The organism is Streptomyces sp. NPDC048331 (genome assembly GCF_043201215.1).
GTDB lineage: Bacteria > Actinomycetota > Actinomycetes > Streptomycetales > Streptomycetaceae > Streptomyces.
In genome coordinates this window covers 43,438-56,581 of sequence record NZ_JBICYT010000007.1, presented here as the reverse complement: position 1 = coordinate 56,581, position 13,144 = coordinate 43,438, and the positions used below count along the sequence as shown (strand labels likewise).

13 protein-coding genes and 2 tRNA genes are annotated in these 13,144 nt (G+C 71.0%); 6 read left to right on the top strand and 9 right to left on the bottom strand.

Annotation, left to right across the window (positions count from 1 at the left end; all coding sequences use genetic code 11):
• Positions 1 to 2: 2 nt before the first annotated feature.
• From ACGFYY_RS13240 to ACGFYY_RS13210, 7 genes are all read right to left on the bottom strand, one after another.
• Entirely contained in the window at positions 3 to 614 is a 612-nt protein-coding gene (locus ACGFYY_RS13240) for a response regulator transcription factor (protein WP_365265933.1), read from the bottom strand.
• The gene (locus tag ACGFYY_RS13235; RefSeq protein ID WP_393709268.1) at positions 611 to 1,852 is read right to left on the bottom strand and encodes a sensor histidine kinase; all 1,242 of its coding nucleotides are present in this window, start codon (positions 1,850 to 1,852) and stop codon (positions 611 to 613) included. Before ACGFYY_RS13235 ends, ACGFYY_RS13240 begins: the two co-directional genes overlap by 4 nt.
• Positions 1,853 to 1,883: 31 nt before the next feature.
• Complete coding sequence (locus ACGFYY_RS13230) at positions 1,884 to 2,648, bottom strand: ABC transporter permease (protein WP_393709017.1); 765 nt, start codon at positions 2,646 to 2,648, stop codon at positions 1,884 to 1,886.
• Positions 2,645 to 3,598, bottom strand: a complete 954-nt coding sequence (locus ACGFYY_RS13225) for an ABC transporter ATP-binding protein (RefSeq protein ID WP_393709015.1) — start codon at positions 3,596 to 3,598, stop codon at positions 2,645 to 2,647. Before ACGFYY_RS13225 ends, ACGFYY_RS13230 begins: the two co-directional genes overlap by 4 nt.
• A 195-nt stretch (positions 3,599 to 3,793) precedes the next feature.
• A tRNA-Gly gene (locus tag ACGFYY_RS13220) sits at positions 3,794 to 3,866 on the bottom strand.
• 74 nt (positions 3,867 to 3,940) lie between these two features.
• Positions 3,941 to 4,012 (bottom strand) — tRNA-Gly (locus ACGFYY_RS13215).
• Between the two features lie 88 nt (positions 4,013 to 4,100).
• The gene (locus ACGFYY_RS13210) at positions 4,101 to 4,418 is read right to left on the bottom strand and encodes an Lsr2 family protein (protein WP_033223404.1); all 318 of its coding nucleotides are present in this window, start codon (positions 4,416 to 4,418) and stop codon (positions 4,101 to 4,103) included.
• Between the two features lie 326 nt (positions 4,419 to 4,744).
• On the opposite strand from ACGFYY_RS13210, the gene purS reads away from it, so the two are divergent.
• The 5 genes from purS to ACGFYY_RS13185 all read left to right on the top strand — a co-directional run bounded on the left by purS (position 4,745) and on the right by ACGFYY_RS13185 (position 9,736).
• Complete coding sequence (gene purS / locus ACGFYY_RS13205) at positions 4,745 to 4,990, top strand: phosphoribosylformylglycinamidine synthase subunit PurS (RefSeq protein WP_030009438.1); 246 nt, start codon at positions 4,745 to 4,747, stop codon at positions 4,988 to 4,990.
• A 2-nt stretch (positions 4,991 to 4,992) separates the two neighbouring features.
• On the top strand, positions 4,993 to 5,673 hold the full coding sequence (gene purQ, locus ACGFYY_RS13200; RefSeq protein ID WP_030768819.1) for a phosphoribosylformylglycinamidine synthase subunit PurQ: 681 nt from the start codon (positions 4,993 to 4,995) through the stop codon (positions 5,671 to 5,673).
• Positions 5,670 to 7,919 (top strand): phosphoribosylformylglycinamidine synthase subunit PurL, encoded by a 2,250-nt coding sequence (gene purL / locus ACGFYY_RS13195; protein WP_365265940.1) that lies wholly within the window; start codon positions 5,670 to 5,672, stop codon positions 7,917 to 7,919. The genes purQ and purL overlap by 4 nt, the downstream gene beginning before the upstream one ends.
• A gap of 168 nt (positions 7,920 to 8,087) precedes the next feature.
• Positions 8,088 to 8,879 (top strand): sterol carrier family protein, encoded by a 792-nt coding sequence (locus ACGFYY_RS13190; protein WP_393709011.1) that lies wholly within the window; start codon positions 8,088 to 8,090, stop codon positions 8,877 to 8,879.
• A gap of 50 nt (positions 8,880 to 8,929) precedes the next feature.
• Complete coding sequence (locus ACGFYY_RS13185) at positions 8,930 to 9,736, top strand: META domain-containing protein (RefSeq protein WP_393709009.1); 807 nt, start codon at positions 8,930 to 8,932, stop codon at positions 9,734 to 9,736.
• Between the two features lie 12 nt (positions 9,737 to 9,748).
• On the opposite strand, the gene ACGFYY_RS13180 is transcribed toward ACGFYY_RS13185, so the two are convergent.
• Both ACGFYY_RS13180 and ACGFYY_RS13175 read right to left on the bottom strand, forming a co-directional pair.
• Entirely contained in the window at positions 9,749 to 11,182 is a 1,434-nt protein-coding gene (locus tag ACGFYY_RS13180; protein WP_393709007.1) for a sulfatase-like hydrolase/transferase, read from the bottom strand.
• Positions 11,183 to 11,298: 116 nt separating this feature from the next.
• Positions 11,299 to 11,394 carry a putative leader peptide gene (locus ACGFYY_RS13175; RefSeq protein WP_324617183.1) on the bottom strand — a complete coding sequence of 32 codons (96 nt, stop codon included), beginning with the start codon at positions 11,392 to 11,394 and terminating at the stop codon, positions 11,299 to 11,301.
• Between the two features lie 149 nt (positions 11,395 to 11,543).
• Here ACGFYY_RS13175 and purF point away from each other — a divergent pair, with 149 nt between their 5' ends.
• The gene (gene purF, locus ACGFYY_RS13170) at positions 11,544 to 13,061 is read left to right on the top strand and encodes an amidophosphoribosyltransferase (protein WP_030726287.1); all 1,518 of its coding nucleotides are present in this window, start codon (positions 11,544 to 11,546) and stop codon (positions 13,059 to 13,061) included.
• Positions 13,062 to 13,144: the final 83 nt, after the last annotated feature.

Genomic DNA, 13,144 nt, shown 5'->3' with positions numbered 1-13,144 from the left:
TACTATACCCAACCTCGCTCGCGTGCGAGACGCACTGCCGTGTGCCGGTTCTCCGCACCCAGCTTCGTCGCCGCCGAGGACAGGTAGTTCCGGACCGTCCCCTGCGACAGCGAGGCCCGCTCCGCGATCTCGGCGATCGGTGCCCCGTCCGCCGCGAGTTCGAGCACCTCGGCCTCCCGCGCGGTCAGCGGGGAGTCCCCCGCGCTGATCGCGTCGGCCGCCAACTCCGGGTCCACGTAGCGACCTCCGGCGTGCACGGTCCGGATCAGTTCGGCCAGCCGCTGCGCCGAGACGGTCTTCGGGGCGAAGGCCCGCACGCCCGCCGCCAGGGCCCGCTTCAGGTGCCCGGGGCGCCCATGACTGGTCACGATCATGGTCTTGCAGTCGGGCAGTTCGACCCGCAGGGTTGTGGCGACACTCACACCGTCGGCCCCCGGCATCTGCAGGTCCAGCACCGCCACGTCCGGCCGGTGGGCCCGCGCCATCGCCAGTGCCTCGGGGCCCGAGGCCGCCTCCGCGACGACGAGCAGGTCGTCCTCCAGCGCGAGCAGCGCCGCCAACGCGCCCCGGATCAGATGCTCGTCGTCGGCGAGCAGTACGCGTACGGGGCTCACGCCCGCACCTCCAGTTCTTGCAGTCGTCGGTCCGGGATCCGCGCCAGCAGCCGGAACCGGCCGTCGCCGACCGGCCCCGCCTGCAACGTCCCGTCCAGGGCCGCGAGCCGTTCCCGCAGCCCGGCCAGCCCCGATCCGGGCGGTCCGGTCGGGGTCTCGGGAGCCCCGTCGTTCTCCACCACCAGGGTCACGGAGCCCGTCTCCGCGGCGGTCAGCCTGATCAGGCAGCGGTGCGCGTCCCCGTGCCGCAGGACGTTCGTCGTCGCCTCGCGGACCACCCAGCCGAGGGCCGACTGGACCTCGGCGGGCAGTTCCGTGGCGCGCCCGGCCAGGACGTCCACGCGGCAGTCCATGCCGGCGGCGCTGAGCACCCCGCGCGCGCCCTCCAGTTCCACCGAGAGGTCCGCCTCCCGGTAGCCCCGCACCACGTCCCGTACCTCCCGCTGGGACTCCTGGGCGATCCGCTGCACCTCGATCATCTGCTCCACCGCCTCCGGTCGTTCGCGCCGGGCCAGCTGTATCGCCAGCTCGCTCTTGAGCGCGATCACCGCCAGGTTGCGGCCCATCACGTCGTGCAGGTCACGGCCGAACCGCAGCCGTTCCTCCGCCACCGCGAGGCGCGCCTGCACCTCGCGCGAGTGGTCCAGCTCGTAGACCGTCCTCAGCAGCCACGCCGAGAAACCGCAGGTGGCGCCGAAGAACAGGCTGCCCAGCAGGACGCCCACGCAGTACCCCAGCGCCGTGGCGGCCGGCGTGCCCAGGGCGAGTACGGCCAGCCCCGTCATGACCGCTGCCGTCGGGGGGATGAACAGCATCCTCTTGACCGACCGCAGGCACAGCACCAGCGATCCGGAGGCGAACCAGGTCAGCCCCGCCACCAGCGTCGGCGCCACCGCCTCTTCGGAGATGTGCCCGGTCGCCCGGAGGCCGAGCACGGCCAGGGTGCACACGGCCGTCGCCACGGTCGACGCCACCGCGAGCCGGGTGGGGCGTTCACGCCGGCCCACCACCCAGTGCAGTGCCCGGGAGTTGAGCACCCCGCACAGCACCGCGTGGCCGCACACCATGAGCAGCAGCGCGAGGGGCAGCAGGACCGAGGGCCGGCTGCCGGGGACGGTGGCGGCCACGGGCATCAGCCCGAAGGACACGATCTCCAGGAGGACGAAGAGATGGAACGACCCCCGCGTGTAGAGCTCGACCTTCCCCGCACTGCTGCGGTTCTTCCACCATCCCGTCATCTTCGACACGGTTCCCGTCCCCCGACTCGCACTACCGGCGCGGTTCCCAGCGGAACCACCTCCGAACAGAAAACACGGTGATCACGATCCAGGCCAATGTGTTCAGCCCCGCGCCCAGCAGGTCCCCGCCCGCCGAACCGCCGCTCCACCCGGCCCGCACGAGGTCCATCACCCCGCTCAGCGGCAGCAGTTCGCACAGCGACGCCGCCAGGTCCGGCAGCGAGTCGGTCGGGGCGAACAGCCCGGAGCCGAGCACGGTCGCCAGGAACAGCGGCAGCGTGGTGAGGCCCGCGGTCTCCACGGTGCGGGTGAACGAGCTGGTCAGCGCGGACATCCCGGCCAGCAGCACGATGCCCGCCAGCACGGCCACCACGAGCAGCAGCGGATTCCGCGGCATGCGCGCGTCCAGCACGGCCGCCCCGGCCACGGTGAGGACGGTGATCTGCGCGAAGGCCAGGACGGCGGCCGGCAGCGCGGTGCCGGCGAGGATCTCCAGGTCGGTCGCCTCGCCGGTACGCAGCCGCTTGAGGACGAGCTCCTCGCGCCGGGCGACGTAGGCGGAGACCAGGTTCATGTGGACGACGAGGATCAGCACCATGCCGATCCCGCCGGTCAGGGTGGCCTCGCCCACGGCCTCGGCGCCGTCGGCCCCGCTCAGCGAGGAGCGCAGGATGAAGACCATCAGCAGGGGCATCAGGACGGCCAGGGTGAGCGCCGCCCGGTTGCGCACCAGCAGGGTGAGCTCCGAGCGGCCGAGCGCGGTGATCCGGCCCGGGTTCAGGGTGAGCGTGTTCATCGGGTCCCCGCCTTCGTGTCCTCGGTGTCCTCGGTGCGGCCGCCGGCGGTGCGGCGGTTCTCCGCGATCTCCAGGAAGGCCTCCTCCAGGGAGGCGGACCGGGCGTCGAGCCCGATCAGTTCCACGCCGTGCTCCCGGGCCCAGTCCAGCAGTTCGGCCAGGTCGGCCTGGAGGTGTTCGGTACGGATCTCCACGCGCCGCCCGTAGGCCGCCGCGCGTAGCGCGAGCGGCAGCCGGGCCGCCGGCACCTCGGCCGGCAGGGTGAAGCGGATCCGGGCCGGCCGGGTGGCGGTCACCTCGGCCGGGGTGCCGGAGAGGACGAGTTCCCCCTCGTGGAGGATGGCGAGGCGGTCCGCGAGTTCCTCGGCCTCCTCCAGGTAGTGCGTGGTCAGCAGCACCGTGGTGCCCTGGTCGCGCAGCTCCCGGACGAGCGCCCAGGTGTCCCGGCGCCCCTCCGGGTCCATGCCGGTGGTCGGCTCGTCCAGGAAGAGCACCTCGGGCCGGCCGAGCAGGGCCAGCGCCAGGTCGAGGCGCCGCCGTTCGCCGCCGGACAGCTGCTTGACGCGTACGGAGGACCGCGCGGCCAGGCCGACCAGTTCCAGCACCTCCGCCACGGGGCGGGCGCCGCTGGTGACCCCGCCCCACATCCGGACGGTCTCGGTCACCGTCAGGTCGGAGGGGAAACCGCCCTCCTGGAGCATGACGCCGGTGCGTGGGCGGACCTCGGCCCGCCGCGCGTAAGGATCGAGACCGAAGACGCGCACCCGGCCCTCGCTCGGCGCGGCCAGTCCCTCCAGCAGTTCGACGGTGGAGGTCTTGCCCGCGCCGTTGGTGCCGAGCAGCGCGAAGATCTCGCCCCGGGCCACGGAGAGGGAGACGCCCCGAACGGCCTCGAACCCTCCTGTGTAGGCGCGGCGCAGGCCCTCGGCTTCGATCACGGTGTCAGTCATGATCCAAGGTTCGCGGCGCCGGTGCCGGGTCGGCAGTGCGCGCTGTCACCGCCCCCGATGACATTTGTCAGGGCCGGGCACATCGTGTCGACGTCGGAATCGGAGTCGGAGTCGGAGCCGGATCCGGATCCGGATCCGGCTCCGGGGAACACGAAGAAGGCCCCGATCGCAATGATCGGGGCCTTCTTCATACAGAGCGGACGACGCGACTCGAACGCGCGACATCCACCTTGGCAAGGTGGTGCTCTACCAACTGAGCTACGTCCGCAAGTGCTGCATTGCCCGGAGGCGATGCGTGCATCACTCTACCCGATCCACGACAGTGGTCCGGAAGTGATGCAGAGCGGGTGACAGGGATCGCACACTGCGCCTTCCCTCTGGAAGAGGGATGTTCTGCTACTGAACTACACCCGCACGACCTCGGAGGCTTTGACCTGCGGTCTGGCCCCTCGGCGTGATCCACACACTAGCCGACAGATGGGGGTGGATGGCAAATCGACCCTCAGTGGGCCGCGTTGTAGGCCTCGTAGATCTTCTTCGGGATGCGGCCGCGCGGCGGCACCTCGAACTGGTTCGAGCGGGCCCAGGCGCGGACGACCGCCGGGTCGGGGGCGACGGCGGTGTGCTTGAAGACCTTCCCCGAGCGTGACTGGCGACGGCCGGCGGCGACGAAGGGGGCCAGCCCCTTCCGCAGTTTCTTTGCGTTCGCCACATTGAGGTCGATCTCGTAGGACTTTCCGTCCAGAGCGAACACGACCGTCTCCGCCGCTTCTCCGCCATCGATGTCGTCGGAGAGCGTGACCACTACGCGCTGCGCCACGGATATCGGTCCCTTCGTGCGACGTCGCCACCTGCTGACGTGCGGTGATGTCGCCTGTGTGGATGTTTCGGGGCAATGCAACTTTCATCCGGAATCCGGAGTGATTCCTTTGTACCTCGATTCCCATTGCATTGCGAAGCCCAGTTAATTCTCTCCGCGTGTCCCGCCGCAATGCCGGGCGCGTGGTTTTCCGGCGGATTTTGCGAAGCGTTGGTGAAGCCGAAACGACGTGGTGATCAAGGCCCCGGGATATCTACCCGCGTAGAAATTTCAGCCGGGTACGCTGATGGAACCGCCTTCGCACCAACCACACACGGGAGTGCCCGATGGCACGCGTCGTAGTCGACGTCATGCTCAAGCCGGAGATCCTCGACCCCCAGGGCCAGGCGGTGCAGCGTGCACTGCCGCGCCTGGGCTTCGAGGGGATCGCCGACGTCCGCCAGGGGAAGCGCTTCGAGCTCGAGGTGGAGGGACCGGTCGACCAGGCCGCCCTCGACCGCATCCACAAGATGGCCGAAACGTTCCTCGCCAACACCGTCATCGAAGACTTCACCGTGAAGGTCGAGGCCTGACGGTGACCACTCGCATCGGAGTCGTCACGTTCCCCGGAACGCTCGACGACCGTGACTCGCTGCGCGCCGTCCGCCTCGCGGGGGCCGAGCCGGTCTCGCTGTGGCACCGCGACAAGGACCTGCACCAGGTCGACGCGGTCGTCCTCGCGGGCGGCTTCTCCTACGGGGACTACCTGCGCGCCGGAGCCATCTCCCGCTTCTCGCCGGTGATGGAGACCATCATCGAGCAGGCCAAGGGCGGCATGCCCGTCCTGGGCATCTGCAACGGCTTCCAGGTCCTCACCGAGGCCCACCTGCTGCCGGGGGCGATGCTCCGGAACAACCACCTGCACTTCATCTGCCGCGACCAGAAGCTGCGGGTGGAGAACGCGGAGACCGCGTGGACCGGCGACTACACCGCCGGCCAGGAGATCTCCGTACCGCTCAAGAACATGGACGGCCGCTACACCGCCGACGAGCGCACGCTCGACGAACTGGAGGCCGAAGGTCGAGTGGCCTTCCGCTACCTGGACGGCAACCCGAACGGTTCGCTGCGCGACATCGCCGGCATCACCAACGCCGCGGGCAACGTCGTCGGCCTCATGCCGCACCCCGAGCACGCGGTCGAGCCGCTGATCGGGACGGGCCGCACCGACGGCCTCCCGTTCTTCACCTCGGTCCTGAAGAAGCTGGTCAGCGCATGAGCCTCGACACCGTCAAGAACGCCACCGAAACCCCGGACGCCTCCCAGCCCTGGAAGGAACTCGGCCTCAAGGAGGACGAGTACGCCCGGATCCGGGAGATCCTCGGCCGCCGCCCCACGGGCGCCGAGCTCGCCATGTACTCGGTCATGTGGTCCGAGCACTGCTCGTACAAGAGCAGCAAGGTCCACCTGAAGCAGTTCGGCGAGAAGGCCCCCCAGAACGACGCCATGCTCGTCGGCATCGGCGAGAACGCCGGCGTCGTCGACGTCGGCCAGGGTTACGCGGTCACCTTCAAGGTCGAGTCGCACAACCACCCGTCGTACATCGAGCCCTACCAGGGCGCGGCCACCGGCATCGGCGGCATCGTCCGCGACATCCTCGCGATGGGCGCCCGCCCGGTCGCGGTCGTGGACCCGCTGCGCTTCGGCGCCGCCGACCACCCCGACACCCGGCGCGTCCTGCCCGGCGTCGTCGCGGGCATCGGCGGCTACGGCAACTGCCTGGGCCTGCCCAACATCGGCGGTGAGGTCGTCTTCGACGCCTGCTACCAGGGCAACCCGCTGGTCAACGCCGGCTGCATCGGCGTGATGAAGCACGAGGACATCCACCTCGCCCAGGCCTCCGGCCCCGGCAACAAGGTCATCCTCTACGGCGCCCGCACGGGCGGCGACGGCATCGGCGGCGTCTCGGTCCTGGCGTCCGAGACCTTCGACGACACCAAGCCCACCAAGCGCCCCGCGGTGCAGGTCGGCGACCCCTTCCAGGAGAAGCTCCTCATCGAGTGCACCCTGGAGATCTTCAAGGAGAAGCTGGTCGCGGGCATCCAGGACCTCGGCGGCGCCGGGCTCTCCTGCGCCACCTCCGAGCTCGCCTCCGCCGGTTCCGGCGGCATGCGGGTCGAGCTGGACACCGTGCCGCTGCGCGACGCGACGCTCTCGCCCGAGGAAATCCTCATGAGCGAGTCGCAGGAGCGCATGTGCGCGATCGTCGAGCCGCAGCACGTCGACCGCTTCATGGAGATCTGCGAGAAGTGGGACGTCATCGCCACCGTCATCGGTGAGGTGACCGAGGGCGAGCGCCTGGAGATCTTCTGGCACGGCGAGCAGATCGTGGACGTGCCCCCGGGCACCGTCGCCCACGAGGGCCCCGTCTACAACCGCCCCTACGCGCGCCCCTCCTGGCAGGACGCGCTCCAGGCGGACGACGCCGGCAAGCTGCCGCGCCCGCAGACCTCCGAGGAGCTGCGCGCGCAGGTCCTGGCGCTGGTCTCCTCCCCGAACCAGGCGTCGAAGTCGTGGGTCACCGACCAGTACGACCGCTTCGTCCAGGGCAACACCGTCCTCTCGCAGCCCGAGGACGCGGGCATGGTCCGCATCGACGAGGAGTCCAACCTCGGCGTGGCCATGGCCACCGATGGCAACGGCCGCTTCGCCAAGCTCGACCCGTACACGGGCGCGCAGCTGGCGCTGGCGGAGTCGTACCGCAACGTGGCGGCGACCGGCGCCAAGCCGCTGGCCATCTCCGACTGCCTGAACTTCGGTTCCCCCGAGGACCCGGACGTCATGTGGCAGTTCGCCGAGGCCTGCCGCGGTCTGGCGGACGGCTGCCTGGAGCTGGGCACCCCGGTGACCGGCGGCAACGTCTCGCTCTACAACCAGACCGGTGACATCGCGATCCACCCGACCCCGGTCGTGGCGGTCCTCGGTGTGATCGACGACGTCAACCGCCGTACGCCGATGGCGTTCTCGGAGGCCGGCCAGCTGCTGTACCTGCTGGGCGACACGGCCGAGGAGTTCGGCGGTTCGGCCTGGTCCCAGGTGGTCCACGACCACCTCGGCGGCATGCCGCCGAAGGTCGACCTGGGTCGCGAGAAGCTGCTCGCCGAGATCCTCATCTCCGCCTCGCGCGACGGCATGATCGACGCCGCGCACGACCTGTCCGACGGCGGCGTGATCCAGGCGCTCACCGAGTCCTGCCTGCGCGGCGGCAACGGTGCCCGGATCGTGGTGCCCGAGGGCCTGGACGCCTTCACCTTCCTGTTCTCCGAGTCCGCGGGCCGCGCCGTCGTGGCCGTCCCGCGCAGCGAGGAGCTCCGGTTCACCGACATGTGCGGTGCGCGTGGCCTGCCGGTCACCCGCATCGGTGTCGTGGACGGCGAGGAGATCGAGATCCAGGGCGAGTTCACCCTCCCCCTGGCCGAGCTCCGCGAGGCCCACGAGACGACGATCCCGGCCCTGCTGGCCTGATCCGTCCCGAGCCGAGCCCCCGTCCGGTCCTCCGGACGGGGGCTCGGTCTTTCTCGGTCGTCACCCCCCGGGAGGGTTCGCCGCCCACCCCACCGTCCACGCCACCGACACCGCGCAGCGGCGCGGCCGCACCGGCCGGTGCCGCCGGCCCCCGAGTAGGGTCGGGGCATGCCGCCCCGAGGGAAGAAGCCGCGTACCTACGACCCCGCCCGCATCCGCACGGCCGTCACCACGCAGTTCGCGCATGTCTGCCGGGCTGTCGGTGAGTTGGGGCCCGAGCAGCTGGCACGTCCCAGCGGGCTCGGTGAGTGGAGCGTCGCCGAACTCGCCGGGCACATCGCCTGGATCGCCGATTCGCTGGCCGGGGGGCTGGCCCGGCCGCCGGCCGCCGTCGCCGAGCTGCCGGCGGTCGAGTGGCCCTTCGCCACGGCCTCCCTCGCCGGGAAGATCTCAGAGGCCGCCAGGGAGACCCTGACCGGGGCCCCGCTGCCCGAGCTGTACGACCGGGCGGCCGCCCGGATGGCGCAGGCGCTCGACGCGCACTCGGGCGACCGCGTGCTGGACCTGTGGATCGGGGACATGACCCTGGCCGACTTCCTGGTCACCCGGACCGTGGAACTGGTGGTCCACACCGACGACCTGAACCGGGCCGCCGGACTGGACATCCCGATCGACCGGCAGGCGCTGGCCGCGTGCACCCGGCTGCTCGCCGACGCCCTCGCCCTCAAGGCGCCGGGCGGTTCGGTCGAGGTCCGCGTCCCGCCGTTCGCGGTGGTCCAGTGCATCGAGGGCCCGCGGCACGCCCGCGGCACCCCGCCGAACGTCGTGGAGACCGACCCGCTGACCTGGATCCGGCTCGCGACCGGCCGTACGGAGTGGGCCGCGGCCCTGGACGAGGCGCACGTACGGGCCAGCGGCGAGCGGGCCGATCTGTCGGCGCTGCTGCCGCTGATGAGCTGAGGGGAACGACCATGGTGGAACCACTGCGGCGCCCGGTCCGTCCCAGGGACATGCCTACCTTCCGGCACGTCCCCGCCGCCGCGAGCCTGACCGTCGTCCTCGCGCTCGCCCTGGCCGGCTGCGGCCAGGGCGAGGCCGGCCACGGAGCCCGGCTGCCCGATCCCCAGGGTTCCTGGGCCGTCGAGTCCCTGACCACGGGCGGCCGCACCCTGCACGCGCCCGACAGCGCCCACCTCGACATCGGCCCGAACCAGGTCAAGGGCAACTACGGCTGCAACGGCTTCACGGCGGTGGCGGCCTTCGCCGGGACCTCCTCGGTGACCGTCACGCCCGGCGCCTCGACCACCATGGCCTGCGCGGACATGGAGTTCGAGACGGCCTTCGCCAAGCTGTTCCGGGGCAAGTTGACGATCGACCGGGGACCCGACCGGCTCACCCTGAAGACCGCCGACGGGAGCACCATCGCCATGACCTCGGCGCCCGCGCCCACCGACGCCCCGCTCACCACGACCGAGTGGACCGTGGAATCCCTGGTCAGCGGTGGGACCGCGGCTTCCCTGCCCGCCGAGGCGGCCGGGAAGGCGCGGTTCACCATCGCCCCGGACCTCGCCGTGAGCGGCACCCTCGGCTGCAACCGGTTCAGCGCCCAGGCCACCGTGGAGGGCTCCACGGTCACCTTCGGGCCGTTGACCTCGACCCGGATGGCCTGCGAGGGGCCGGCGGGCGAGGTCGAGCGGACGCTGACGGCGCTGTTCGGCAGCGGCCCGCTCACCGCGAAGGTCGAGGGCCGGACCCTCGGCCTCACGGCGCCCGACGGCAAGGGCCTGACCGCGAAGGCGGCCTCGGCCGCCGAGTGAGCGCGACCGCGGTCAGGCCGGGTACGGCAGGAGCCCGGCGTCCACCCGCTCCCAGGCCGCCCGCAGCCGCGCCAGCCGGTCCGGTTCCGCGGCGGCCCTGTCGGCCTGTTCGCGGACGTCCCCGGCGAGGTGGAACAGCTGGTCCCTGCCCGCCTTGCCGCGGTAGTACTTCCAGTCCCCGCGGCGCAGCGCCCGCTCGCCCCGGACCCGCCAGAACAGGTCCCGCTCGGCGACCTTCTCGCGGCGCAGCAGGTAGCCGGCCAGGCTCGCCCCGTCCAGCGGGTAGGCGGGGTGCGGGCGCGCCCCGGCGACCTCCAGCAGCGTCGCCGTCCAGTCCGGGCTGAACACCGGGACGTGGCTGACCTGGCCGCCGTCCAAGCGGGCGGGCCAGCGCGCGATGTTCGGCACCCGGATGCCGCCCTCCTGGAGGGAGGCCTTGTTGCCGGACAGCGGCCAGTTGTACGAGAACCGCTCGCCGCCGTTGTCGCTGGAGAAGACCACGAGGGTGTCCTCCTCCCGGCCGGAACGCTTCAGCGCCGCCAGCACCTTGCCGATCGAACGGTCGAGGTCCTCGACCATCTCCCGGTACTTGTCGACCGAGCCGCCGTCCTGGTGCCACAGGGCGCGCCCGTCGCCCGCCTCGATCCGCCGGACGATCTCGGCGCTCTGCTCCGTGTCCCCGTCGGCGATCCACGGCCAGTGCGGGGTGGTGAAGTTGAGGTTCAGCAGCCACGGCTTGCCGTGGTGGTCGCGGGAGACGTACTCGCTCGCCCGTTCGGTGATGATCCGCGTGTAGTAGCGCAGGTCCTGGTACGTGGCGTCGCCCTCGTAGAGGTCGTACTCGCCGCCCAGGCCCAGCTTGGAGTAGTACTCCAGGGCCCCGCCGAAGTTGCCGAAGAACTCGTCCCAGCCGGACTTCGTGGGGCTGTGGTCCGGCAGGTATCCGGCGTGCCACTTGCCGATCAGCGCGGTCGCGTACCCGGAGGCCTTCAGCAGCGAGGCCAGCGTGGGGTGGGTGGGGTCCAGGCCCACGGACCGGTCCGCGATCGGCTCGGCCAGTCCGCCCTCGGTGCGGCCCGGGTAGCGCCCGGTGTAGAGGCTGAACCGGGTCGGTGAGCAGGTCGCGGAGCCCGCGTAGGCGTCGGTGAACCGGACGCCCTGGCGGGCGAGGTGATCCAGGTTCGGGGTCTTGATGTGCGGGGAGCCGTACGAGGAGAGGTCGGCCCAGCCCAGGTCGTCGCCGAGGATGAACAGGATGTTCGGCCGGCGGGACGGCCGGGGCCGCGCGGCCCGGAACTCCGTCTCCCGCGGCGCGTTCGGCCCGTCCCCGGGGGTCGGGGCGGCGGCGGCCGGGGAGGCGGCCGTCCCCAGCGCGGCGGCGGCCGCGCTCACGCCGACCGCACCGCCGAAGGCGCGCCGGGACAGGTGGGGTTCGTACGAGGTCACAGGTACTCCGAGGCATGGCCCGCCGGCCCGCCCCGGGCGGCGCGGGACGGCGCGCGGCACGGCAGGGCGGGCTCGGACGGGGAGCAGGAAGGAAAAGAACGAAAAGCGGCGTGTGACTACGCAGAACAGCGACAGATGGCGCTCGCGACACGGACGAGGTCCACGTGTCGGCGCTCGACGAGGGTGACTGTCCGGTCACCGAGAGGCTGCATGGGGCGAGAGCCTGTACGAATGCCCATGTGGCTGTCAACAAGGGCATTCCGGATACCGAGACGGAATGGATCGGTCACCCTCTGTGCTGTGACATTTCCCGGCCGTCCCCAATTCGGACCAGTGGTCGATCTCGCCTACACTCGGAAGCGTGCCTCGTGGTGATGGACGACTCAACCACGACCTGCTCCCCGGCGAAAAGGGCCCCCAGGACGCTTGCGGCGTCTTCGGTGTCTGGGCTCCGGGTGAAGAGGTCGCCAAGCTCACCTACTTCGGACTGTATGCACTGCAGCACCGCGGACAAGAGTCCGCGGGAATCGCTGTGAGCAACGGTTCCCAGATCCTCGTCTTCAAGGACATGGGCCTCGTTTCCCAAGTCTTCGACGAAACCTCTCTCGGCTCGCTCCAAGGTCATATCGCGGTCGGTCACGCCCGCTATTCGACCACCGGGGCCTCCGTCTGGGAGAACGCCCAGCCGACCTTCCGTGCGACCGCCCACGGCTCCATTGCCCTGGGTCACAACGGCAACCTGGTGAACACCGCCGAGCTTGCCGAGATGGTCGCCGACCTCCCCCGTCAGGACGGCCGTGCCACCCAGGTGGCGGCCACGAACGACACCGACCTGGTCACCGCCCTGCTCGCCGGTCAGACCGACGACGAGGGCAAGCCCCTGACCATCGAGGAGTCGGCCGCCAAGGTCCTGCCTCAGGTCAAGGGCGCCTTCTCCCTCGTCTTCATGGACGAGGGCACCCTCTACACCGCCCGTGACCCGCAGGGCATCCGCCCGCTGGTCCTCGGCCGCCTGGAGCGCGGCTGGGTGGTCGCGAGCGAGACCGCCGCCCTCGACATCTGCGGCGCCAGCTTCGTCCGCGAGGTCGAGCCGGGCGAGCTCATCGCGATCGACGAGAACGGCCTTCGTACCTCGCGATTCGCGGAAGCGAAGCCCAAGGGCTGTGTCTTCGAGTACGTCTACCTGGCGCGCCCGGACACCGACATCGCCGGCCGGAACGTCTACCTCTCGCGTGTCGAGATGGGCCGACGCCTGGCCAAGGAAGCCCCGGTCGACGCCGACCTGGTGATAGCGACGCCGGAATCCGGCACGCCCGCCGCGGTCGGATACGCCGAGGCCAGCGGGATCCCGTACGGATCCGGCCTGGTCAAGAACGCCTACGTGGGCCGGACCTTCATCCAGCCCTCGCAGACGATCCGCCAGCTCGGCATCCGCCTCAAGCTCAACCCCCTCAAGGAAGTCATCCGGGGCAAGCGCCTGGTGGTCGTCGACGACTCGATCGTCCGCGGCAACACCCAGCGCGCCCTGGTCAAGATGCTCCGCGAGGCCGGCGCGGCCGAGGTCCACATCCGGATCTCCTCGCCGCCGGTGAAGTGGCCGTGCTTCTTCGGCATCGACTTCGCCACCCGGGCCGAGCTGATCGCCAACGGGATGACGGTCGACGAGATCGCCACCTCCATGGGCGCGGACTCGCTCTCCTACATCTCGCTCGACGCGATGATCGAGGCGACGACCATCCAGAAGCCCAACCTCTGCCGTGCCTGCTTCGACGGCGAGTACCCGATGGAGCTGCCCGACCCGCAGCTCCTGGGCAAGCAGCTCCTGGAGACCGAGCTGGCCGGCGGCACGGACGCCGCCGACGCGCTCCGTCGCCCGTAGCCCTGGCTCAACCTGCGCCGGGCCCTGTCTTTGAGGCTTCTCCCAGGGCCCGGCACCACACGCAGTAACGACACGAAAGCTCT